The following is a 21,823-nucleotide window of genomic DNA, read 5'->3' as shown; positions in this document are numbered from 1 at the left end:
TTTGAAAGGTAGATGACGACTTTGAATATATTCACAACGTTTATCTTTATGATTGTTATCGGCGCAGTCATAGGAGCAGCGACAAACCATCTTGCAATTAAAATGCTTTTTCGGCCTTATAAGCCATATTACTTATTCGGAAAACAGCTTCCATTTACACCAGGGCTTATTCCTAAAAGAAGAGACGAAGTAGCCAAGCAGGTTGGTGTCATGGTTATGGAGCATTTGCTCACGCCAGAAGGTATTCAAAGGCGATTTGAATCATCGGAGGCAAAGCAGGAGATCCTGCGTACATTCCATCGATATATTGACAAAGGCGCAAATATGGAGATCACCGTATTCTCACTGCTAGAAAAATTCGGCTTTTCACAGGCTGATGTCAAAGCAGATAGATGGCTCCATCAGTGGTCTGACCAGAAGCTCGCTTCATTGCTTGAAACATATAACGAGCAAACTTTATCTGAATTGCTCCCGGTAGAAGTGGAAACCAAAATATCATCAAAAATTCCAGATGCAGCAGATTATATTTTAAAGAGAGGCATTCATTATTTTGAAAGTGATGAAGGCAAAGCCAGGCTTGGCAATATGATTGATGATTTCTTAAAAGAACGGGGAATGCTTGGCAGTATGGTCCAAATGTTTCTAGGGAATTCAAGCTTAATTGATCGTGTACATCCCGAAATCATCAAGTTTTTAAGAAACGCAGAAACAAAAAGATTTTTATCAGATTTACTTGTTCAAGAATGGGACAAGGTGAAGCTATTTTCTCTTCATGAGCTTGATGAAAAATGGAATGTGAAGGAACTTATTTTTAGTGTGAAAAATCAATTGCTTTCTCATTTCTCTACAAAGCTGATATTAGACAAACCAGTTGGAACATATGTCAGTGCTGTAGCGGATGACCTTAAAACACATTTTGCGCCAGTGTTGATTGATAAGGGGATCGAAGCGGCTTCAAATGCTTTAGAGAGTCTGCTTGCAAAGCTGCAATTTGAAGATATCATTCGTGAACAAATTGAACTTTTCCCGCTTGAAAAAATGGAAGAGCTTGTAGTCAGCATCTCTAATAAGGAGCTGAAGATGATAACATTTCTAGGCGGTCTTTTAGGCGGGATGATTGGTGCTATCCAGGCTGTTTTTGTGGCGCTATTCTAAGACAAGCTATAGAAATTTTAATGAATTCATTGTATATATGTGAAACGAAAGCCATAGTTTGTTATAGTGGAGTGGTGTCCGCCGATCATATCGGTGATAACGGATAGAAAGGAGACATAACATGTCTGTAAATCTTTATGATGTTGCATATGACCTTGAAAAAGCATTGCGTCATAGCGAAGAATATTCAACTTTAAGAAATCTTTATGATGAGGTAAACGCGGATGAGTCCTCTAAAAGAATGTTTGAGAACTTCCGTGACATTCAAGTAAACCTTCAACAAAAACAAATGACTGGTCAAGAGATCACACAAGAAGAAGTGGAGCAAGCTCAAAAAACAGTTGCTCTTGTTCAGCAGCACGACAAAATCTCTCAGTTGATGGAAGCAGAACAACGTGTGAGTGTTCTTATCGGTGAGTTAAATAAAATTATCATGAAGCCACTTGAAGAGCTTTATGGGAATCCAGAAGAAAACTAATGGAAAGGGCGATGTCATTCGCCCTTTTTTGTTTTATCTTTTCTCCTCAATATCTTTTAAAAAAAGGTTGTCGAAGCACATAAATTCTGCGATAATACTTATATTGAAAGTGCTTTCAAAAGGCGCTCTCAAGGGACAATTGGGTGCGTTTCACTTGGGATTTATGGCGGTGAGCCAAACGAGAGAGAAGCGCTTCTGGGAGAAACGCAAAGCATCATAAGGGGATCTGATATAAGCAATGCTTTGGTGTGTAAATGATAAGGGGATCATGGGGAGCTTCATCACTCCATTGTAACGCATCCAAACCATACATAAAAAAAAGCCTAGGGGTAGGCTTTTTTTATTTATCCATCTATTCATAACCTGGGGCTCTTTCAACTGCATGTTCTAAAGCACCAAGCTAGGGCATATCCTCATCGTAAGTACAGTCATCAAGAAGGGGGATGCCTCAGTGTCAAAAAAACTACTTGCACTCAATATAGATGGGACGTTACTTCGTTCCAATGGTAAAATCCATTCTGCTACAAAAGAAGCTGTGGAATATGTAAAGAAAAAAGGGGTTTACGTGACGATTGTCACCAACCGGCATTTTCGTTCCGCTCAAAAAATTGCCAAGGCGTTGAAGATTCCAACATCAACCCTTGTGACGCATAGTGGTGCATTTATCGCCGATAAACTCGATGAGCCGCTTCATGTGAAAAAATTAACGGAAGAAAAGACGTTTAATCTTGTGCAAATCCTTGAAAGCTTCGATTGTAATGTCCGCTTGCTGCATGAAAAATTCTCGATCGGCAACCGGAAAAAAACGCAGTCTCAGCTGATGGGAAAGACGCTCATTCATCCGTCTGATCCCATTTTCTATCCCGTCCAATTTGTTGAATCTTTAAGTGATATGCTGATGGATGAACCAGTCAGTACACCAGTGATTGAAGTATATTCGACCGCGGAGCTTCAGCCTGAGATTCACAGGACCATTCAACAAGCATTCCCATCTGTTGATCTTATTAGGATCAGTGATGAGAAAATGAATATTGTATGCAAAGGGGTTTCGAAGGAAGCGGGACTTTCTCTTTTAACCTCTGCACTCGGTTTTACTTTAGAAGATACGGTTGTCATTGGTCATGGAACAGATGACATTCCAATGCTTGAATTGGCTGGTTTAGGCGTTGCTATGGGAAATGCCCCCAATGATGTCAAGCGCAAAGCCGATTGGGTGACGCGCTCGCATGATGAACAGGGTGTGGCTTATATGATCAAGGAATACTTTAGAATGCAGCAAAGAGAAGGATTTTTACATCAATTCGATATTAAGCGATAATACAGTGAAGGCCCTGTCAATCAAGAAATGACAGGGCCTTCGTCTGTTCCCTTCATTGCTTTTCCTACATGAATTTTGTAAAATGAAACAAGTTTGAAGATAAAGGTGATATGATGCGAATTTTAATTAAAGGGCTGTCAGATGAACGATTTCATCGCCCGCTTGTCAATATAGCCAATTTATTTGAAGAAGATAGTGAAGTGATGTTTGAACCAAGTGAACTGGATGATGGTTTGATCATGGAATTTAGCTGGAAGGAAGAAAATGGCATGGTGGAAGCATCTGGTCATATCGATGGATCAGACATCACCAGTCGTTTTTCGCGGAATGTCCCAGAGAGCTTGAACGATAAGGAGCGCTGGAAACAAATCAAAAACACAGTGCTGTCTGTTTATTTACACTTGCTTCAGGAGCACACAGGAATGACACAAAAGTGGGGGATTCTCACAGGAATACGTCCGACGAAATTGCTCCATAAGATGCTGAGAGAAGGCATGTCAAAGGAAGATGCACATGAGGCATTAAAGCGTGATTACTTGATTCATGATGAAAAAATCAATTTGATGCAGGAGATTGTCGATCGTCAGCTTAAAGCCATTCCAGATCTGTATGACCTTCAGCAGGAAGTGAGTATTTATATTGGCATTCCTTTCTGCCCCACAAAATGTGCTTATTGCACGTTCCCTGCTTACGCCATTAAAGGACAAGCTGGCAGAGTGGGAACGTTTTTGTTTGGTCTGCATTATGAAATGCAAAAAATGGGCGCATGGCTTAAAGAACATGGAATTAAAGTGACGACTGTTTACTTTGGCGGAGGCACGCCAACGAGCATCACAGCGGAAGAAATGGATTTGCTGTATGAAGAAATGTATCGCTCGTTCCCAGATGTGAAGCATATACGGGAAGTGACTGTCGAAGCAGGGCGTCCTGATACGATTTCGCCTGATAAGCTAGAGGTGCTAAACCGCTACAATATTGACCGGATTAGCATTAACCCGCAATCGTATGAGAATGAAACACTAAAGGCTATTGGCCGGCATCATAGTGTGGAAGAAACGATTGAAAAGTATCACTTATCAAGACAGTACGGCATGAATAATATCAATATGGACTTAATCATTGGATTGCCGGGAGAAGGGCTCAAAGAATTTCAGCACTCCTTGCAGCAGACTGAAGAGCTCAAGCCTGAATCTTTAACCGTGCATACACTCTCCTTTAAAAGAGCATCTGAAATGACGCGCAATAAGGAGAAATACCAAGTAGCAGACCGAGAAGAAATCACACGTATGATGGATGAAGCGGTCTCTTGGACGAAAGCACATCAATATCACCCGTATTATTTATATAGACAAAAAAATATTTTGGGAAATCTCGAAAATGTCGGGTATTCATTAGATGGACAGGAAAGTTTGTATAATATCATTATCATGGAAGAAGTACAGACAATCATTGGCATTGGGTGCGGTGCAGCGAGTAAATTCATTGATCCACGGACAGGAAAAATTACGCAGTATGCCAATCCAAAAGATCCAAAATCGTATAATGACCGGTATGAACACTATACAAAAGAGAAAATTCAATTCCTTGAATCATTATTTGTTTCTCACGTTTAAACACTGCGATGACGCAGTGTTTTTTTCATTTGTAAAAGGGTATATAAGTGATAAAAAGTTAAAGCAGGTGTACATATGATAGATGTGATCGGAATTGGGATTGGGCCCGCCAATTTAGGATTGGCCGCTTTGTTAGAGGAGTATGAGGATGTCTCATGCTGTTTTTTTGAACAAGAGTCTGAGTTTGCTTGGCATCCTGGTATGCTGATCAAAGGAACGGATTTGCAAGTTTCCTTTTTAGCAGACCTTGTCACAATGGCGAATCCAAGGAGCAGGTATACATTTTTAAATTATTTACATGAATCAAATAGACTTCACCGGTTCTATACATTTGAACAGTTTGATATCCCGCGGAGAGAATTCAATGAGTATTTATCATGGGTGGCAGGGGAATTAGACAGCTGTCAGTTCGGGATGAAGGTAGAAGAAGTGACGGACTGCCAAGATGGCTACCTTGTGAAAGTCAGACGGCTGAACGATGGTTCGCTTTCTGAATATCGTGCAAAGCATGTCGTGTTAGGCACAGGAAGCAAACCAATGATTCCAGTCGATGTGCCTGAAGCAGCATACCCATATGTGACCCATAGCAGCCGTTATTTAGATCAGCAGAAAGCACTTCACGAAGCTGAGTCGGTGGCGGTAATCGGCTCAGGGCAGAGTGCAGCTGAAATTTTCTTAGACCTGCTTCAGCATCAAAAGAAAGGACAGCAGCTTTCATGGTTTACGCGTTCTAGTGAATTTAGAGAGCTGGAGACGGCAGAGCTTGGCCAAGAGCTTTTTACACCAAAGTATGTCGAGTATTTTCATTCGCTTCCTTATGAAGAACGTATGAACACATTGCCTAGGCTGACAGGATTAAGAAATGGCATCGATGCATCAACGCTTTCGCGCATTTATCAGGAGTTGTATCATCGCTCTGTTTCAGGTGAAGAGCCATCTGTGCTCATTCAGCCAATGACAGAGCTTGAAGCGATTCAAAGAGGAGAGCATCAGCCTTTGGAGCTGTATCTCAAACAGTGGCAGCTGAAGAAAGAAAAAAGCATAACTGTAGATCATGCTGTATTGGCTACAGGGTATACACCGAATATTCCTGAATGGTTTAGTGCATATGAACCTTTGATTGAATGGGAAAGTGAAGAGCATTTTAAAGTGACAGACGACTTCAGGCTTGTGTTCAAAGACAAGCGTTCAAATCATTTCTTTACATTCACGAATCTTGATCATTCTCATGGAACAGCGGCAACCAATTTGAAACTATCGATTTACCGCAACCAGAAAGTCATTCGAACCATTCGCGGGGCCGAGGAAGCGCCAGTCAAGCAAGAAACTGCATTTCAGCAATTTGAATAAAACATAAAAAAGGGCCCAAGCATAGGGCCCTTTTTCATTAGATCGTCGTTTCTTTTTTTACTTTTGGTTTTTCAGGTTTCCATTTGAAGATTTTGTTTAGGATTTGATAGATTTTCTTAGATTCTTTCGTTACGAGCGGTCCTAAGATCGCAAGGATTAAGACATACAAAGCAGCAAAGGGCTTCAAAGTAGCGGCAAGTCCGCCGGCGATGCCAAGCTCGGCAACAATGATTGAAAACTCTCCTCTCGATACGATGGTTAATCCAATATTAGAAGAGGCTTTATGAGAAAATCCAGCTCTCCGTCCAGCGAACATTCCGGCTGTGAAGTTCCCAATTAAGGTAAGAATCACAGCGCCGATCGCAAGCCAGAAGGCATCACCCAATGTAAACGGATCGATACTGAGACCAAAGCTGAAAAAGAACATCGCTCCAAAGAAATCTCTAAACGGAACCACGAGATGCTCGATGCGGTCTGAGTGCTCTGTTTCTGAGAAAACAAGACCAAGTAAGAGAGCTCCAATAGCCTCTGCTACATGAATTGTTTCTGAAAAACCAGCGACAAAGAACAAAGCGGCAAAAATCACAATGATAAATACTTCGTTCGAACGGATATCAAACAACTTATTTAATAGTTTTGGCAGCTTCCGCGCAATGATAAAGAAAAGCATCATATAACCAAAAGCGATTAAAATCGATAATAAGGCACCGCCAACAGTAGTGGCATCTCCAAGGACAAGACCTGATACGACAGATAAATATACGGCAAGGAAAATATCCTCAAACATAATAATCCCTAGAATTAACTCTGTTTCAGGATTTGCCGTCCGTTTCAAATCGACAAGGACTTTGGCCACAATGGCGCTGGATGAAATGGTGATCACACCTGCCATAATGAGAATCTCAAGGAATCCAAACCCTGTGATAAAACCGTAGAGCAGTCCTAAGCTGAAGTTGATCAAAATATAAATAGATCCGCCGACTGCAATAGATTTACCCGATTTAATGAGCTTTCCGACAGAGAACTCAAGTCCAAGATAGAAAAGAAGGAACAGGACGCCCATTCTGCCAAAAAACGAAATGATCTCCGTGCTTTCGATAAATTTCAAATCAATGATCCCGATAGTTGGAGCATGCGGCCCAACAATCATTCCGAGGACAATGAGAAAAGGGATGATAGAAAATTTAATTTTATTGGCGATTAAGCTGGCGATGGCGATAAGAATTAGCGCCGTCCCAACTTCAAAGACTAAATGATCCATTCATCACTCTCCCCCTCTAGAAAGAAAATCACGTACCAATCGTTTCAAGTGTTTTCTTTCGCCCGAAATGACCATCGTATCATTTGCTTGAATAATTGAATCGGCACCAGGGTTGAGTAATTTTTCATTTGTATGTTTAATGATCGCAATCACGGTGACTTCATAATTTTGTCTCACATCTAAATCACCGAGTGTATGTCCAACCGCTTTTGCACCTTTTTCCACCTTAAACCATTCAATGATCAAGTCGTTGAAGGCCATTTCAATGGTTTCTAGTGCCTGCGGTTTATACACCATACCGCCGATAATAGCAGCGATTTGCCGGGATTCAGCATCATCGAGTGAAATGGTAGACAGCACTTCATCTGGATCATCGTCGTCAAAACGATAAATTTCCCGTCTGCCATCATCATGAATCACAATCGTCATCTTTTCTCTATTTCTCGTTTCAATTTCAAATTTCTTTCCGATCCCAGGAAGATCATTTTCTTTAATGTTCATTTTATCCCTCCGAATTTGATAGTCTGAGTAAATGCGGATGAAATAAAATGAATCAGTAGAGGTAATTAGATTGATACATAACGGGGATCGCACACTTCATTTCCAAAAAACATAGATCAATGGACAATGCAGCTGATGGGGCAGGCTTTGGTAGAAAAGTCTTGGCATCCATCATTGATAATCTGGCCTTCAACAGAATGGATGAAGCATGTTTTTTTGAAAACGAAGGTGTCTTCACAGCATTGATTTCTTCATCATAAATGGATGGAGAAATCAGGCTAGGTGTGCTCGCTTCTGCCTGTGAAGCAAAAACGACATTTGAAAAAGGAGAAAACATGACGATGAAGCTAACCAATATCATGATGGAACATCTGATCAATCATCCTCCTCCTTTCAAATTTATTTTCTTTCTTTTTTTACTATATAAAAATATATTTCTTGTTTCAATCATTATGCTTATTTTAGTATCAATTGATCTTGAAATTTTTTATTTAGAGAAAAAGGTTTTACATGATGGAAATGGAAGTAAGTTATGAGCTTTTAAAAGAAGAGGGGGATGGATGATGACATATATCAATTGTCAGTTAGACGGGGATGTTTTTGAAATCGTTTTCAATAGGCCTGAAGCTTATAATTCTTTTCATGTGGACATGTTTGCTGAATTTAAAGAAGCATGTGATGCAGCGGAGGAAAGCAGTGCAAAAGTCGTTGTCATCAAGGGAGCGGGAAAAGGATTTTCAGCAGGCGGAGATATTGGGATGATGCTCAAGCAGGAAAGTGAAGAAGATTTTCATCGTGTGATGGATTTGATCGAGGGAATTACACTTTCTCTAGCTGGTATGAAAAAAGTGACGATTGCGCTTGTCCACGGGTCAGCAGCAGGCCTCGCTTTTAGCTTTGCCCTAAGCTGTGACTACTTGTTTATGCATCAGGATGCAAAACTCGCCATGAATTTTAATGGAGTAGGATTAATTCCAGATGGCGGGGGGCATTTTTTCCTCACAAAAAGAGTGAGTGAGCAAACCGCTAAACAATTGATTTGGAGCGGACAAAAGCTGCCGGCTGAAGAAGCGTTAAAGCTGCGCCTTGCAGACGGGGTGTTTCAGGATGAGGTCGATACGTACCAAAAAGTGTGTGTGAAGCCATTTATGAACATGCCGCTTCAAGCCTTTATCGAAACTAAGATGATCTATTTCCAGCAGTCAGAATCAAAGCTCTTAGCAGTTCTTCAAAAAGAGAGAGCAGCACAGGCAAGACTGAGAAAAAGTCATGATCACAAGGAAGGTATACAAGCCTTTTTAGAAAAAAGACGTCCTGTCTTTCAAAAAGCATAAATGAACATGAGGCCGGCGAAAGCCGGCTTTTTTAACGTTCAAATAAAAGCAGCTTTCCTGCTTGATCAACGAGTCGATGAGCATGCTTTGTGTATTGCTGTTCCATTAAGCGATGACGTCCTAATTCCTTTGCTTTCTTGTCACTATCCGCTGTGATTTTTTCATTTAATAAAGTCTCACCCGACCGGTCAAATACGGTTAAAAAGTATGTCTTCTCCATTCCTCATCTTCCTTTCCTCTGTTTTTTAATGTAATTAAACATGGAATAAGACAAAACCTCTTTTTTAGCCCTTAAAAATGTGTTTTTTAGATTGAGAGTGATAGAACGTGCATTCGTAAAAATGGCATGATAAAATATGGACAATGACAGTATCGGACAAGGAGATAGACGTTTGACTAAGCTCACCTTTATTCATGCCGCAGATTTACATTTAGACAGTCCATTTGCAGGAATGTCAACTATACCCAGTTCTATATTTAAGCGGCTCAAAGAAAGTACATTTCAAAGTGCTAAGAACATCTTTGATCTCGCCGTTGCGCGGGAGGTAGACTTTGTGCTGCTGAGCGGAGATTTATTTGATGAAGCCAATCGCAGCTTAAAAGCACAGCTGTTTTTAAGAAATCAGTTTGTAAGACTGCAAACGCACGGCATTGAAGTCTTTATTATTTATGGGAATCATGATCATTTAGGCGGTGAATGGACACCGATTGAGTGGCCCGAGAATGTACATGTCTTTACGAGCAGTACACCAAGTGAGCTCTCCTATTATCGAGGAGATCAGCTTGTCGCGAGTATTTATGGGTTTAGCTACAAAGAGCGGGCTGTCTATGAAAATATGACATCTCATTATGTCAAAACAACAGATGCTGCCTATCACATTGCGATGCTTCACGGCACTTTAGCCGGACAAGAAGGACACGATGCATATGCCCCATTTCAGCTTCAGCAGCTCATAGCACGGGATTTCGATTATTGGGCGCTTGGACATATACATAAAAGAGCCCTTATGCATGAAGATCCATATATTATTTATCCTGGTAATGTGCAGGGCAGACATATTAAAGAAGCGGGAGAAAAAGGCTGTTACTTGATTCACCTCTCCGAAGATTCTCAGGCAGCGGATTTTATCAGCTGTGCAGATATCATCTTTGAGAAACTGGCCATAGACATCACAGAAACGGTTCATATGACGGATCTTGTCACACTAGTGGAAGGCAAAATCAATGAGCTGAAAGAGGAAGGCGTTCCTCATTTTGTGAGAATTGAATTGACAGGTGATGCACCTTCTTACTTTGAGCATACGCAGCTTGAGGTCCTCGAAGAGCTGTTGACTGTTTTTCATGAGCAGGAGGAAGATGAAGACGTGTTCGTTTGGGTGATGTCAATTGACTGCCGAACAAATGAGGATGTGATCTATCCAGAGGATTCTTTTTTGAAGGAACTAACGGCAGAAATTGCACAGTTTGAGTCATATGAAGAGCTGCTTTTACCGATCAAGCGTCACCCAATCTACAGGAAGTCAGGAAAAGCGCTCACAAAAGAGGATGAATTGGATATAAAAGAAGAAGCACAAAGGCTGCTGACGGAACAGCTGAAGCAATTATGAGAAAAGGAGAGGTATGATGAAAATACGTTCACTCCATATAGCGAATTTCGGGAAATTTTCAAATCGAACCTTTCACTTTTCTGATGACGGTTTTCAGCTAGTTTATGGCCTGAATGAATCGGGGAAAACGACATTGAAGGCGTTTATTGAGTCGATGTTATTTGGTTTTTCAAAAAACAAGATATACAAGCCGAAACAAGGATCTTTCTATGGCGGCTCCCTCACTTGCTTAGATGAGGAGTTAGGTGTCATTCACATTGAGAGATCGTCCGATCGAGGCGGTCAAGCACAGGTGTTTTTACCGAATGGTGAAGTGAAAGATGAAGCATTCTTGCGGACTCTATTAAAGGGAACAGATCGCAGATTATTCCAATCAATCTATTCATTTGATGTGTTTGGACTGCAAAATGTCCAAGCCTTAAACGAAGATCAAATCGGTGAATTCCTCCTTTTCTCAAGTTTATTTGGCTCAGATGCTGCCTCTAAGATGGATAGCAGGCTGCTTAAGCAGCAGGAGCAGCTGTTTAAGCCAAATGGACGCAAGCCGGAATTAAACCAGCAGCTTGATCGTTTAAAAGAGCTGGCTGCCCAGCTGAAACAAGCTAGATTGGCAGAAGGCCGTTATACAGAAAAAAAACGGGAGCATTCTGAATTAATAGAGAATATCGCAGCGCTTCAAAAGAAAATGAAGCAGACAGAAGAACAGATTCAGCAGTTAAACGAACACATTCGACTTTATCCCATGATAGAGAAGAAGATGGAGTTAAAAAAAGAATTAGCCCGTTATCCAGAACGAGTCAAACGCTTTAGAGCAGAAACAGAGCATGAATTGGATAAATTAGAATCACACCTTCACCCGAAAAAGGCTCAAATGACTGCACTAAAGCAAAAATTAGATCATTTGCAAACCTCGCTGGCACAAGTTCAACCGCTTTATGACAAGGATACATTACTGGAGATGAAGCGTGTCGTTGATGAATCTTCTCATGCTGAACGTGTCAAAAACCGCTTAGCTGAATGTAAAGCAGAACGTGATTCATTGAAACAAAAAATGGACGAAGCTGCAGCGAAGCTAAAGTGGCAGCGTTCAGTCAAGCTTGATCAGATTGACGACTCCCTTGAATTTGAGTGGGAATTAAAGGAGGCTGTCAGCCAATACGTTCGTTTAATGGACAGAAAGGCACAGTTGGATGAACGGTTTGATCATGCAAGACATGAGCTAGAAGAAGCGGAAACCGCTTTAAAAGGATTAAAGGAACAGCAGGCCAAATCGCACAGTACAGTAGAAGTTGGGGAAACAAGAACAAAAGAGAAACAGGTTCATTCCCGGGCGTGGTTATTTCCTGTGATGGTGACGTTTGATGCTGCATTTCTGCTTGTCCTTTTCTTTTTAACAGAGTGGTGGATTACTTTCTTATTTGCAGGGTTTTCTGTTTTTGTCTTCTTTGCTATTTACCCATTTTTTAAATCGACACAGGTGAAACAGGGAAGCGGCTGGGGAACATTCGATTCCTTCCAAGTACAGGCAGCTTCAGCTGAAACGCTTGTGAGGCAGAAGGAGCTTTTGTACGAAAGGATCATCCGGCAATATGAAGACTGGGAGCAGGAGCTGGAACCTGTCCAGCAGCAAGTAGAGGAAAAGAAAAGACAGCTGGGCTTGTCCTCAGAGCTTTCTTTCCTAGTAGAAGCCTTTCTTATTCTGAAGCAATTAAAAACGGATACAGCGGAATATGAGGAGCTTAGCCGGGAAATAGACGACCTCGCCGGCCAGCAATCCAATTATGAGCAAAGGGTGGAAGCGTTAAGCAGTCTTCTGCAACGAAAGGAAGGCACCATTCAAGAGAACATCTCGGCCTTTCAAGAGATTTTGAAAGATGAGGCGAAAAGAGAAAAAGAACGTCAGACATTGGATGTATCGATTCAACATGTGAAACAGCAGATCACGACACTAGAAGGGGAAATTGACTATTACGAAAAACAAATGAACACGCTTTTTCGTCAAGTAGAGGCAGAGTCCAAAAAAGATTACCAAATTCTTTCCCATCTATCGAAAGAATATCGGGAACGGCTTTCCCATTTGCAGCAGCTGAATCAAGAGCTGCATAGAAGCGGCTGCTTTGATGAGGAAGAATCGATTGTTCGTAAAGGATTGCGTCTTCTTGAAGAAGAGTGTGCGGAAGCAAAGCAGCACCTGAATAACATACAATCGAATACGGCGAAAATGGAAAAACGTCTGGCAGAACGAGCAGTGGAAATCCGGCAAATAGAAGCTTCAGGTACGGTGTCTGATTTGACTCATCAGCTTTCAGCTGAGCAGGAGCATGCAAAGCACCTTGCGAAAAAATGGGCGGCGGTTCAGCTTGTTCGCTCCGTCATTCGAGAAAAATTGAATGAACATAAAGAAAAAAGGCTGCCAGCACTGCTGCAAACAGCTTCCCGCTTTATTCAGCCGTTAACAAATGATCGATATGAAGCCATTTTATTTTCACCCGAGGATGACCGGCTGATCGTGAAAAGGATGGACGGACGAATATTCCGCCCAGAAGAGCTCTCACAAGCAACCTGTGAACAAGTCTATCTGGCCATTCGTTTTGCACTCGCCTTGTCTCATCAGCATGAATGTCAGCTTCCGTTTATGATGGATGACAGCTTCGTTCATTTTGATCATGTTCGTCTAGGAAGAGTGCTGGAGTTGATGAATGAACTCACGCGTTTTGAAACACAGCTGTTTTATTTTACCTGTCATCAGCATATGACGCAGGCAGCAGAAGATGGACAGATTACGAGTTTAGCAGTTGAATGATTGACAAATAATGACTTATGTTATACTTATATGAGCAGAAACATGGAAGGAGCTTTTATTGAATGGCTAAAGGGATCATGACCTATGATGTCGGCGAACAAGTTGACCTGCATTTATTAATTAAATCATCTACTAAAGGGATTGCAAGTAATGGCAAACCATTTTTAACGCTCATTCTTCAAGATCAAAGTGGAGATATTGAGGCGAAACTATGGGATGCAAAGCAGAATGATGAAATCACCTACGGCCCGCAAACCATCGTGAAGGTAGTAGGCGACATTCATCATTATCGCGGGAGGAATCAGCTGAAGCTTAGGAATATACGCCCTGTTGCTGAAAACGAGCAAATTCGAATTGATGACTTTCTCGAAACAGCTCCTATTCCAAAACACGATATGATGGATACGATTATGCAATATATCTTTGATATGAAAAACCCTAATATTCAGCGTGTTACAAGGCATTTGCTGAAGAAATATGGACAGGAATTTGCTGATTATCCAGCAGCGACAAAAAATCATCACGAATTTGTCTCTGGACTCGCCTACCACGTCGTGTCTATGCTGCATTTAGCAAAATCAATTGTTGACCTATATCCATCACTAGATCGAGATCTTTTATATTCAGGCATCATTCTTCATGATTTAGGGAAAGTCAAAGAGCTTTCGGGTCCAGTCTCCACGACATATACTGTGGAAGGGAATTTAATTGGCCACATTTCCATTATGGTGACAGAAATTGCGAAAGCTGCGGAAGAGCTTAGCATTGATTCAGAGGAAATTCTCATTTTACAGCACTTAGTCCTGAGTCATCACGGAAAAGGAGAATGGGGCAGCCCGAAACCACCAATGGTGAAAGAAGCTGAAATTCTTCACTATATTGATAATTTAGATGCGAAAATGAACATGATGGATCGTGCGCTTGAGCATGTGAAACCAGGAGAATATACAGAACGTATTTTTGCACTTGAGAATCGTTCGTTTTATAAACCAACCTTCCATCACGAATAATCATGTCAAAACGTCCGTTTATGCGGGCGTTTTTTTCATAACTTGTCTCCTTTTCGCATAAGCATGTAACACAAAGGAAGAGAGGAATTGTCCTTAAGAAAAGGAGGCGATGAAAAAATGTTGTTTTTTCCGTGGTGGGTGTATGCATGTATTATCGGCATTATTTTCTGTGCGTATAAATTAATGACAACAGCCAAAGAGGAGCAAGAAATTGATCAATCCTTTATTGAAAAGGAAGGAGAAATATTTATCGAGCGAATGGAACAGGAAAGAGAGCGCAGACGCCAGAATCAGCAGGTGAAAAGATCACAGGATACTGCGGCACATGAAGATCATTCAATTGCTTAATCTCGTCATACAAAAACCCCTCTGCACGATTACGGCAGAGGGGTTTTTTGTGATTACTGGTTCTGTTGTGTCTGCTGATTTTGTGCAGGCTGTTCAGATTTTTCTTTGAACGTTTTTTGAAGCTCTTTATCTTTTACTTTCACATCAGCATCTTTTACTAATTTGTTTAAGATGTTTTGGATTTCATTTGTGTCTGCTTGTTTTTGGTCAAGCAGTTCTTTTTTCAAGTCTGCTTTCATGTCATCATATTTACCGCGTTCTTCAGTCTTTTTAATGATATGGTAGCCGAATTGGGATTTTACTGGCTTGCTGATTTCATTTACTTTTAGTTTGAAAGCAGCTTTGCTGAAGTTCTCGTCCATTTGGCCTTCTTTTGCGAACCAGCCTACATCGCCGCCTTGTGCTGCTGAAGCAGTATCAGTTGAATATTCAGAGACAAGGGAATCCCATTTTTCACCCTTATCTAATTTCTTTTCCACTTCGTCAGCTGTTTTCTTATCAGCTACTAAAATGTGGCTTGCACGGATTTTTCCTTTAAGGTCATCGTAATACGATTTTACTTCTTTATCAGTGATTTTGATGTTAGCTTTGGCAGCCTTTTGAGTCAGCAGCTCATATTTCACTTGATCTTTGATGTAATCTTTACCGAATTCATCTTGAAGCTGTTTTAAACGATCTTCACCAAGTGTCTTTTTATATTCTTCCAATTTCTTATCAATTTCTTTATCAGATACTTTGTATTTGTCAGCAAGAACCTTTTGTTGAACAAGTAGGTTTAGAGCATCTCCACCTGCTTGTTTCTTAAGAGTTGTATAAAGCTCTCCTTTTGTGACATCTCCTGATTTCGTTGTGGCGATCACATCTTTATCACCGCTACTGCATGCGCCAAGAGTTAAAACACTTACTGCTGTTACAGCTGCTAAAGCCATTTTTTTCATTCAAAAAACACTCCTAATCTTTCCAATTTATTTATCATTGCTTGTATCATAACATATTGTGACACGCTGTAAAAAGAAATGCAAATGGAAGGGCATTCGTCTAGTCAAAAAATTGCGCGCGACATACACATATAGTGATCACAAAAAGGAGGCTGAATTATATGGGAGCAGGATATTCTAATGGGTTTGCTTTATTGGTCGTGCTATTCATTTTGCTGATCATCGTTGGTGCAGCATATCTTTACTAATTAAATCGCTGTGACAGAAGGGAGCCGTCCTGCCGTGCGTGAGGGCGGTTCTTTTTTCAAACGATGACAGGTGCCTAAACGTTTTTTATTTTTCTGCATACACTGAGCTTAGAACAGAGGAAGAACTGGCAGGAGGTGTTTTCACATGGGAGGAGAAGTCTTTGCTGGCGGTTTTGCACTAGTCGTCGTATTATTCATTTTATTGATCATCATCGGTGCATCTTGGATTTGCTAATTAAAATATACACAAAAAGCTGCCCTCAAACTGGCAGCTTTTGCTTTGATCTTAAATGGAAATGGTAATTTCAACAAATGATGAGATAAGTAAGATCAGTATTGATACATTGATAAAGCGAAACACCTTATCTTGCCGTTCTTCAGGAATCTCTCTGACAAGGCATAATGTATTAGTAAGCCTGTTTATTGAATACACAATAAACGCGGCAAAGACGATGAAGTAAAATAAAACTATCGGAGATCCCCCCTCTCTATGCTATTCCCATACTACATTACCAAATTTTTTATGAAAAAGATAGAAGTTGGCTTTAAAAACCTCATGATGAGGAAGTTTGGTCAACTAAAATATCAAACTCGTCTTGAGCTTGATCGATGATGCAGGATTTAGGTGCTTTGAGCAGCTTCCATGCAAATAAAAAGTCAGGCAAACAATAGCCTGCATGTATACTTGCGATGATGATAAAATAGTGTGCGTACATAGGAAACGCCACGCCTAACACAAAGTAAACCGGTGAGATGACACAAAACGGGCTGAGAAGTGAAAAAAGCATCACTTTCTTAGGCACGCGCTGCCAGCAATTTCGTTTCATCAATAGCGTCATTTTTTTCTTATTTTTCATCACTGGGATCAAGTGAACCACACGGTGGACAAGCAATGTCACAAGTAAGAGCACGGCAAAAAGCGGTGCGTTATGGCTGCTTAGCCTCGTTTCAGGATGAGTCAGTTGAAAACATAAAAATGCCATAATGAAAAAAAGGATAGCAAGACTTATGGCAGAAATCATCATTCTCGTATAACCATAATCCTTTTCAAGATTAATGGTCTTCCAACAATTCATTTTTCATCCTTCCAATCTAAAAATCGAATTGAATATCTCAAGATAATTTACTCTTCCTGAGGATAAAAATCAATGGTTTTGATGAAAAAAAATAAAATGCTGCCTTCAAATGGAATAAAGAGAGGAAACTTTGGATTTTTCAAGAAAAAAGAACAGAAGGGGGAGGTTCGTCTCTTTCGTCAATGAGTAATTTCGGCTAAAATAGAAGGACTAAGAGAAAGAGGGAACGTACATGAGTATTGAGGAACGAATGAGCCAGCTTGAATATTATATGGAACTTTTATTGACGGCAGCCGATATGAGCCGTTATCCATATTATGCGTTATTGATCAGGCAGCGTGTATCGAAAGAAGAGGCAGAGGAAATTGAGCGTATTTGTGCTGAGCTTACAGAGGAAATGGATAAGCAAAAAGCACAAGGCTACGTCATGTTTGACGATCTCCTTGCGCTCTTTGCGGGACAGTTAATTGAAAAGCTGGATGTTCATGAGACGATATTTGCTTTGCATGATCAAGGGCTCTTTCAGCCGCTAATGAATGAATTTATAAAGATCATTAAACAATTTGATTTGTTTTAGACGCTTTTTCTGCTGCCTCAGCTGAGTTTTCAAGTTCCTCAGTCTTTTTTGTGACTTTTCCTTGCTCATTCAAAAAGTCCTTCTCAATGTTTGAAAACGATTTCTCAAAAATCTCCATGAAATCCTCACCATAAATGTTACGGATGATACACATCATTTCTAAAATCTCAGGGAACTTTCCGTAAATGTCATGAAGCGGCTGTGCGCCTTTGACAATACCAGTTCGGGCCGGGTCATAATCTTCGAGTAGTTTATGGAATGTCTCTTCGCCTTTTGGCGTTAGCTCAATATACGTATTGCGCTTATCGTTTAACTTTTTAGAAAATTTTAAAAATCCTCGTTCCTCCAGTTTCTTAGAGAAGTTAAACGCCGTTGATACATGCATGACGCCAAACTTTGCAATTTCTGATATTGAAGCTCCTTTTAATTGATACGCAATCCACAAAATATGATGTTCATTGATATTTAGGTTATACGGTTTGATCCACTGCTGCCAGTCCTTTTCAATGGATTTCCAAAGAGCTTTGCTCAATTGGGCCATTCTTTGACTGAATAAAAGTGCTTCTTTTACATCGAAAGGCTGTTCCGAATGATTCATCCATTTCACCTACTTCTCTTTTTCTTGTAATTCTATTATGCCAATAAAATAAAGATTAATAAAGCTGAAAATTCAAGAATTTTTAAAAGTCATGAAAAACATTGTCAAAATAACCTTTTTTCAACAAAAAAAGTGCGGGATACGCACCCCGCACACTTTTGTAAACGAATATTTTTTTGTGAGTATATTAGTTTTGTAAGGTTTTCTCCAGTTGTTTGAGCTTTTCCTCAATTTCCTGAATTTCCTTTTGTAAGTCCTGCTGATGAGGTTTGATTTCTTCGCGCCATTGCTGAATCGATGTTTGCAATTCAGACCCGACTTCTTTAATCACCTCTGCGCTTTCTTTTGCTGTTTCCACAATTTGCTCTTTTAAAGCTTGTCCATCTCTTTTTAATTTTGTCAGCGTATCTTCGAATTTGTCATAGCCGTCTTTCACTTTTCCGCGCACATCTCTGCCAGAAGAGGGAGTCGTCAGGAGCACTGCCGCACCTCCGAGGAGACCGCCTACAAATAATCCTGTTAATAAAGAACGTCCACTAGCCATTCAAATCACCTCTAGTCAAATTTTACACATTCGCATGTTCTCTCTGAGCTGACGATCAGCTTCATTGAACTTCCATACATAGCTTGCTTTATTTTAGCATACTTTTGAAGAAAAGGGAGGGGAGAAGGTTGTCTGTCTTTCTGTTCGTTTTTATGTGTATCGTCATCGTTTTTACAGGTGGTTCTATTCATTATGCAAGACAGCTTGGGTATGCAGGGTCTTATCCGCCAAAACATGTTTTAAAGCAAAAAGCACTTGTGTGTGCGGTTGGTGCAGGAATTTCGCTCCTCATTTTGCTGCTGACCCTTTTTCTTTTATAAAAGCATGAAAAAAACCTCTTCATCTATCATGAAGAGGTTCGGTTATTCGTTAAGCAACTTCTATCATTCTTGCACGTCTCAGAATGGACTGAGCAATTGGGAAGACAAATACCATAGCGATGGTATTAATCACGGCTGCTGGCAGGACAACACCCACAAGAAGTGCCGGTAATGCAGCTGGCAGTCCAGTGATCAGTAAAGCGGCAGATAAGAAAATCACGCCGGATACGATGGTTCCAATCGCAGTTAATACAGCGGTCAGCACGACTTTGTTCTTTATCTTCAAGCAAGATAAGAAAAGGGCTAAGAAGATAAAGGCTGTCACTGGCTTATCAATCATATTCGGAATTTGTCCGCCTGGGAATCCCGTTGTTAATGCAGAAATCACGCCAGTCACTAGCGCAATCACGACAACATGCTGTACCTTTGGGAAAAGGATGATGCTTAAAAACATCATGACCAGCATCATATCAGGTTTCATTCCGAAAAAGATGGGCGGGAAAATCGTATGCAAGACAGCTCCCATTGCTGCAAGCAATGACATAATCACTAATTCTTTTGTTTTCATTTCTATGCTCTCCTCTGCTAAGCTCTTATAGGACTCTCCAATAATATGGCTCATCATTTATTGCAAGAGTCGTGACTTTATATTTCTCGTTATTATAACAAATTTATTTCCTTATAGAAAAGCCTTTTTACTCATTTTCTTGCTGGAACTTTTTCATAAAGTCCGCAAGCTTTTGGCAGTCTTCAATTGAGACCGCATTGTAAATAGATGCTCTGCATCCACCGACAGAACGGTGGCCGGCAAGTCCAACCATTTGCTCTTGCTTTGCTTTTTCCACAAAGGAAGAAGTAAGTGCATCATCGCGAAGAGTAAAGGTGACATTCATATGTGAACGGCTGTCAGCGCGCGCATGCCCTTGATAAAAACCGCCGCTTTGATCAATGGTATCATAGAGAATGCCTGCTTTTTGTTCATTGCGTTTTTCTGCTGCTTCTACACCGCCAGCTTGTTTGACATGCTCAAGGACAAGTGACAGCATATAAATCGCAAAAGTCGGTGGTGTATGATAAAGAGAGTTAGCTTTTGCATGTGTTGAATATTTTAATATTTTCGGTGTGCTGCTTTTCTCTTTCTCTAATAAACGTTTGCGCGCAATCACAATCGTGATACCTGAAGGCCCTAGGTTTTTTTGTGCCCCAGCATAGATGAGATCAAATGAAGAAACGTCTATTTTTTTGCTGAGAATATCACTGGACATATCCGCAATGAGCGGGAGTGACGTTTTCGGGAACGTTTTCCACTGAGTACCGAAGATCGTATTGTTCGATGTGATGTGCAAGTAAGCACCATCTGTTAAACCAGAAGTATCTACTTCTGGAATATACGAGTAGTTGTCATCTTCACTTGAAGCAAGCACAGATGTCTGACCAAACCCTTTTGCTTCTGACAATGCTTTTTCTGACCAAGCGCCTGTTTGAATGAAATGAGCTGTTTCGCCTTCATGTAAGAAGTTCATAGGAATCATCGCAAATTGAAGACTAGCTCCGCCTTGTAAAAAGAGGACTTCATAATCTTCTGGAATGTCCATCAGTTCCACCAAAAGCGCTTTTGCTTTATTGTGTACTTCTTCATATTCACCGCTGCGATGAGAAAGCTCCATCACAGACATCCCAGTTTGTTTAAAATCAACAAGTTCTTCCTGTGCTTTTTGAAGCACTTCTAGCGGCAGTGCCGCCGGACCAGCATTAAAATTTGTCGTTCGCTTCATCACAATCTCTCCCTATTTCTCGCGTTAATGGATCAAAAGATAAAACCATCCTATCACAAATTTGAAGCATTTGGACAAAAAATTTGAATCGTTCAAAATATCTTACTATTAGGGAGATGGAAGCAATGAAAAGGGGCAAAAATAAGAAAAATCTCATCTGTTAAGATGAGGTACAGATTGTTGACAAAGGGCTAAAATGATCTTTATTTTAGCCCTTTGTCTTTTTTTCAGCGTGAAAGAAAACCTTTGAAGTCTAGGAAGCTCGAGCACTGGAGCGGAGCGAATTTGACATTCGTGAGCACCAGCGCGCAGAGCTGACAACGAATGCGAGGGTTTGTCTACACGCTGAACCTCATCTGTTAAGATGAAGTAAGCCGCGTGTGGATGGCAGAAGAAATGTCTTTTAAATCCTCTGACGTGTATTGATCTTGATGTGATTTCCATACGGCACCAAAGCCATCGCCTTTTCCGTAGCGCGGAATGATATGCATATGGTAATGGAACACCGATTGACCGGCTTTTTCACCATTGTTGTTCAGGAGGTTTAACCCAATTGGTTCAAACTCCTGTTTGATCGCCCTTGCAATTTTCGGAATCGCTTGGAAGTAGTGGTTAGACACTTCTGGTGTCATCTCATAGATGTTTTCTTTATGTATTTTTGGGATTACAAGGGTATGTCCTTTTGTTACTTGGCTGATATCAAGAAAAGCCAATACATGCTCGTCTTCATATACTTTTGCACATGGAATGTCTCCATCAATGATCTTGCAAAAAATGCAGTCGCTCACGCCATGTCACTCCTCATTATTTTTCCTTTATCGTATCACAAAAAGAAGCAAAAAAGAAAACAGGACAAGCGAACTCCTTTGGTCGCTCATCCTGCTCCTGCAGAAGAAATGCTGATGCTTTCATTCGAATGCCTTTTGAATTCTCTATTTACTGAAATAAAGAATTCATGTGCCTGCTATT

General features: G+C 40.6%; 26 protein-coding genes. 14 read left to right on the top strand and 12 right to left on the bottom strand.

Annotated features, from left to right (window positions below):
* Positions 1-21 precede the first annotated feature (21 nt).
* The 5 genes from JJ692_RS16230 (at position 22) to JJ692_RS16210 (ending at position 5,914) form a co-directional block, all read left to right on the top strand.
* The gene (locus tag JJ692_RS16230; RefSeq protein WP_206533958.1) at positions 22-1,155 is read left to right on the top strand and encodes a DUF445 domain-containing protein; all 1,134 of its coding nucleotides are present in this window, start codon (positions 22-24) and stop codon (positions 1,153-1,155) included.
* A gap of 121 nt (positions 1,156-1,276) precedes the next feature.
* The gene (locus JJ692_RS16225; RefSeq protein ID WP_024425750.1) at positions 1,277-1,633 is read left to right on the top strand and encodes a YlbF/YmcA family competence regulator; all 357 of its coding nucleotides are present in this window, start codon (positions 1,277-1,279) and stop codon (positions 1,631-1,633) included.
* A gap of 451 nt (positions 1,634-2,084) precedes the next feature.
* On the top strand, positions 2,085-2,951 hold the full coding sequence (locus tag JJ692_RS16220; protein ID WP_039177545.1) for a Cof-type HAD-IIB family hydrolase: 867 nt from the start codon (positions 2,085-2,087) through the stop codon (positions 2,949-2,951).
* 113 nt (positions 2,952-3,064) lie between these two features.
* On the top strand, positions 3,065-4,564 hold the full coding sequence (locus JJ692_RS16215; RefSeq protein WP_206534474.1) for a coproporphyrinogen III oxidase: 1,500 nt from the start codon (positions 3,065-3,067) through the stop codon (positions 4,562-4,564).
* 75 nt (positions 4,565-4,639) lie between these two features.
* Positions 4,640-5,914, top strand: a complete 1,275-nt coding sequence (locus tag JJ692_RS16210) for a lysine N(6)-hydroxylase/L-ornithine N(5)-oxygenase family protein (RefSeq protein ID WP_206533957.1) — start codon at positions 4,640-4,642, stop codon at positions 5,912-5,914.
* 37 nt (positions 5,915-5,951) lie between these two features.
* On the opposite strand, the gene JJ692_RS16205 is transcribed toward JJ692_RS16210, so the two are convergent.
* Genes JJ692_RS16205 through JJ692_RS16195 form a run of 3 tightly spaced genes read right to left on the bottom strand, consistent with a single transcriptional unit; the run spans position 5,952 to position 8,055 of the window.
* Entirely contained in the window at positions 5,952-7,175 is a 1,224-nt protein-coding gene (locus JJ692_RS16205; RefSeq protein ID WP_024426572.1) for a cation:proton antiporter, read from the bottom strand.
* A gap of 3 nt (positions 7,176-7,178) precedes the next feature.
* On the bottom strand, positions 7,179-7,676 hold the full coding sequence (locus JJ692_RS16200; RefSeq protein ID WP_024425442.1) for a cation:proton antiporter regulatory subunit: 498 nt from the start codon (positions 7,674-7,676) through the stop codon (positions 7,179-7,181).
* Positions 7,677-7,728: 52 nt separating this feature from the next.
* Entirely contained in the window at positions 7,729-8,055 is a 327-nt protein-coding gene (locus tag JJ692_RS16195) for a potassium:proton antiporter (RefSeq protein WP_241257972.1), read from the bottom strand.
* A 181-nt stretch (positions 8,056-8,236) separates the two neighbouring features.
* Between JJ692_RS16195 and JJ692_RS16190 the strand changes: the two genes are divergently transcribed.
* Complete coding sequence (locus JJ692_RS16190) at positions 8,237-9,010, top strand: enoyl-CoA hydratase (protein WP_051582030.1); 774 nt, start codon at positions 8,237-8,239, stop codon at positions 9,008-9,010.
* Between the two features lie 31 nt (positions 9,011-9,041).
* Here the strand turns inward: JJ692_RS16190 and JJ692_RS16185 are convergent, their stop codons facing one another.
* On the bottom strand, positions 9,042-9,230 hold the full coding sequence (locus JJ692_RS16185; protein WP_044333728.1) for a YhzD family protein: 189 nt from the start codon (positions 9,228-9,230) through the stop codon (positions 9,042-9,044).
* Positions 9,231-9,402: 172 nt separating this feature from the next.
* Here JJ692_RS16185 and JJ692_RS16180 point away from each other — a divergent pair, with 172 nt between their 5' ends.
* From JJ692_RS16180 to JJ692_RS16165, 4 genes are all read left to right on the top strand, one after another.
* A complete protein-coding gene (locus tag JJ692_RS16180; RefSeq protein WP_206533956.1) occupies positions 9,403-10,617 on the top strand; it encodes a metallophosphoesterase family protein in 1,215 nt (404 codons plus the stop codon).
* 16 nt (positions 10,618-10,633) lie between these two features.
* Positions 10,634-13,420, top strand: a complete 2,787-nt coding sequence (locus tag JJ692_RS16175) for an ATP-binding protein (protein ID WP_206533955.1) — start codon at positions 10,634-10,636, stop codon at positions 13,418-13,420.
* Positions 13,421-13,482: 62 nt separating this feature from the next.
* Entirely contained in the window at positions 13,483-14,430 is a 948-nt protein-coding gene (yhaM, locus tag JJ692_RS16170; RefSeq protein WP_024425447.1) for a 3'-5' exoribonuclease YhaM, read from the top strand.
* Between the two features lie 117 nt (positions 14,431-14,547).
* A complete protein-coding gene (locus JJ692_RS16165; protein WP_024425448.1) occupies positions 14,548-14,778 on the top strand; it encodes a sporulation YhaL family protein in 231 nt (76 codons plus the stop codon).
* 53 nt (positions 14,779-14,831) lie between these two features.
* Here JJ692_RS16165 and JJ692_RS16160 read toward each other — a convergent pair whose 3' ends face one another.
* Entirely contained in the window at positions 14,832-15,716 is an 885-nt protein-coding gene (locus JJ692_RS16160; protein WP_024425449.1) for a peptidylprolyl isomerase, read from the bottom strand.
* Between the two features lie 161 nt (positions 15,717-15,877).
* Between JJ692_RS16160 and JJ692_RS16155 the strand changes: the two genes are divergently transcribed.
* Complete coding sequence (locus JJ692_RS16155; protein ID WP_008361129.1) at positions 15,878-15,964, top strand: YjcZ family sporulation protein; 87 nt, start codon at positions 15,878-15,880, stop codon at positions 15,962-15,964.
* A gap of 145 nt (positions 15,965-16,109) precedes the next feature.
* Positions 16,110-16,199 (top strand): YjcZ family sporulation protein, encoded by a 90-nt coding sequence (locus JJ692_RS16150; RefSeq protein ID WP_017360317.1) that lies wholly within the window; start codon positions 16,110-16,112, stop codon positions 16,197-16,199.
* Between the two features lie 51 nt (positions 16,200-16,250).
* On the opposite strand, the gene JJ692_RS19020 is transcribed toward JJ692_RS16150, so the two are convergent.
* Positions 16,251-16,436: a hypothetical protein gene (locus JJ692_RS19020; RefSeq protein ID WP_072368131.1), complete on the bottom strand. Its 186-nt coding sequence runs from the start codon at positions 16,434-16,436 to the stop codon at positions 16,251-16,253.
* A gap of 82 nt (positions 16,437-16,518) precedes the next feature.
* Entirely contained in the window at positions 16,519-17,040 is a 522-nt protein-coding gene (locus JJ692_RS16145; protein WP_024425450.1) for a DUF3267 domain-containing protein, read from the bottom strand.
* A 232-nt stretch (positions 17,041-17,272) separates the two neighbouring features.
* Here JJ692_RS16145 and JJ692_RS16140 point away from each other — a divergent pair, with 232 nt between their 5' ends.
* Complete coding sequence (locus JJ692_RS16140; protein WP_024425451.1) at positions 17,273-17,617, top strand: YhaI family protein; 345 nt, start codon at positions 17,273-17,275, stop codon at positions 17,615-17,617.
* Here the strand turns inward: JJ692_RS16140 and JJ692_RS16135 are convergent.
* Positions 17,595-18,215, bottom strand: coding sequence for an HTH-type transcriptional regulator Hpr (locus JJ692_RS16135; RefSeq protein ID WP_024425452.1), 621 nt, complete (start codon positions 18,213-18,215; stop codon positions 17,595-17,597). The genes JJ692_RS16140 and JJ692_RS16135 overlap by 23 nt on opposite strands.
* A 187-nt stretch (positions 18,216-18,402) precedes the next feature.
* Positions 18,403-18,759 carry a YtxH domain-containing protein gene (locus tag JJ692_RS16130; RefSeq protein ID WP_024425453.1) on the bottom strand — a complete coding sequence of 119 codons (357 nt, stop codon included), beginning with the start codon at positions 18,757-18,759 and terminating at the stop codon, positions 18,403-18,405.
* A 128-nt stretch (positions 18,760-18,887) separates the two neighbouring features.
* Here JJ692_RS16130 and yhzF point away from each other — a divergent pair, with 128 nt between their 5' ends.
* Positions 18,888-19,079 carry a membrane protein YhzF gene (yhzF, locus tag JJ692_RS16125; protein ID WP_206533954.1) on the top strand — a complete coding sequence of 64 codons (192 nt, stop codon included), beginning with the start codon at positions 18,888-18,890 and terminating at the stop codon, positions 19,077-19,079.
* 49 nt (positions 19,080-19,128) lie between these two features.
* Here yhzF and JJ692_RS16120 read toward each other — a convergent pair whose 3' ends face one another.
* The 3 genes from JJ692_RS16120 to JJ692_RS16110 all read right to left on the bottom strand — a co-directional run bounded on the left by JJ692_RS16120 (position 19,129) and on the right by JJ692_RS16110 (position 21,642).
* Complete coding sequence (locus JJ692_RS16120) at positions 19,129-19,647, bottom strand: tryptophan transporter (protein WP_024425455.1); 519 nt, start codon at positions 19,645-19,647, stop codon at positions 19,129-19,131.
* A 127-nt stretch (positions 19,648-19,774) separates the two neighbouring features.
* A complete protein-coding gene (gene serC, locus JJ692_RS16115; RefSeq protein ID WP_073204562.1) occupies positions 19,775-20,854 on the bottom strand; it encodes a 3-phosphoserine/phosphohydroxythreonine transaminase in 1,080 nt (359 codons plus the stop codon).
* A 359-nt stretch (positions 20,855-21,213) separates the two neighbouring features.
* Positions 21,214-21,642 (bottom strand): HIT family protein, encoded by a 429-nt coding sequence (locus JJ692_RS16110; protein ID WP_024425457.1) that lies wholly within the window; start codon positions 21,640-21,642, stop codon positions 21,214-21,216.
* Positions 21,643-21,823: the final 181 nt, after the last annotated feature.

It is taken from the genome of Bacillus sp. 3a (genome assembly GCF_017161885.1).
Classification (GTDB): Bacteria; Bacillota; Bacilli; order Bacillales; family Bacillaceae; genus Bacillus; species Bacillus safensis.
The sequence above is the reverse complement of the archived record's forward strand: the minus strand, read 5'-3'. Positions and strand labels throughout refer to the sequence as shown.

Excerpts from the sequence above, each read along its gene's own strand:
- JJ692_RS16155 (WP_008361129.1), top strand. The coding sequence starts at position 15,878 with ATGGGAGCAGGATATTCTAATGGGTTTGCTTTATTGGTCGTGCTATTC.
- JJ692_RS16120 (WP_024425455.1), bottom strand. The coding sequence starts at position 19,647 with ATGAAAACAAAAGAATTAGTGATTATGTCATTGCTTGCAGCAATGGGA.
- JJ692_RS16165 (WP_024425448.1), top strand. The coding sequence starts at position 14,548 with ATGTTGTTTTTTCCGTGGTGGGTGTATGCATGTATTATCGGCATTATT.
- JJ692_RS16140 (WP_024425451.1), top strand. The coding sequence starts at position 17,273 with ATGAGTATTGAGGAACGAATGAGCCAGCTTGAATATTATATGGAACTT.
- JJ692_RS16215 (WP_206534474.1), top strand. The coding sequence starts at position 3,065 with ATGCGAATTTTAATTAAAGGGCTGTCAGATGAACGATTTCATCGCCCG.
- serC (WP_073204562.1), bottom strand. The coding sequence starts at position 20,854 with ATGAAGCGAACGACAAATTTTAATGCTGGTCCGGCGGCACTGCCGCTA.
- JJ692_RS16200 (WP_024425442.1), bottom strand. The coding sequence starts at position 7,676 with ATGAACATTAAAGAAAATGATCTTCCTGGGATCGGAAAGAAATTTGAA.
- JJ692_RS16190 (WP_051582030.1), top strand. The coding sequence starts at position 8,237 with ATGATGACATATATCAATTGTCAGTTAGACGGGGATGTTTTTGAAATC.
- JJ692_RS16130 (WP_024425453.1), bottom strand. The coding sequence starts at position 18,759 with ATGGCTAGTGGACGTTCTTTATTAACAGGATTATTTGTAGGCGGTCTC.
- JJ692_RS16205 (WP_024426572.1), bottom strand. The coding sequence starts at position 7,175 with ATGGATCATTTAGTCTTTGAAGTTGGGACGGCGCTAATTCTTATCGCC.
- JJ692_RS16225 (WP_024425750.1), top strand. The coding sequence starts at position 1,277 with ATGTCTGTAAATCTTTATGATGTTGCATATGACCTTGAAAAAGCATTG.
- JJ692_RS16175 (WP_206533955.1), top strand. The coding sequence starts at position 10,634 with ATGAAAATACGTTCACTCCATATAGCGAATTTCGGGAAATTTTCAAAT.
- JJ692_RS16150 (WP_017360317.1), top strand. The coding sequence starts at position 16,110 with ATGGGAGGAGAAGTCTTTGCTGGCGGTTTTGCACTAGTCGTCGTATTA.
- JJ692_RS16160 (WP_024425449.1), bottom strand. The coding sequence starts at position 15,716 with ATGAAAAAAATGGCTTTAGCAGCTGTAACAGCAGTAAGTGTTTTAACT.
- JJ692_RS16135 (WP_024425452.1), bottom strand. The coding sequence starts at position 18,215 with ATGAATCATTCGGAACAGCCTTTCGATGTAAAAGAAGCACTTTTATTC.
- JJ692_RS16210 (WP_206533957.1), top strand. The coding sequence starts at position 4,640 with ATGATAGATGTGATCGGAATTGGGATTGGGCCCGCCAATTTAGGATTG.
- JJ692_RS16145 (WP_024425450.1), bottom strand. The coding sequence starts at position 17,040 with ATGAATTGTTGGAAGACCATTAATCTTGAAAAGGATTATGGTTATACG.
- JJ692_RS16185 (WP_044333728.1), bottom strand. The coding sequence starts at position 9,230 with ATGGAGAAGACATACTTTTTAACCGTATTTGACCGGTCGGGTGAGACT.
- yhaM (WP_024425447.1), top strand. The coding sequence starts at position 13,483 with ATGGCTAAAGGGATCATGACCTATGATGTCGGCGAACAAGTTGACCTG.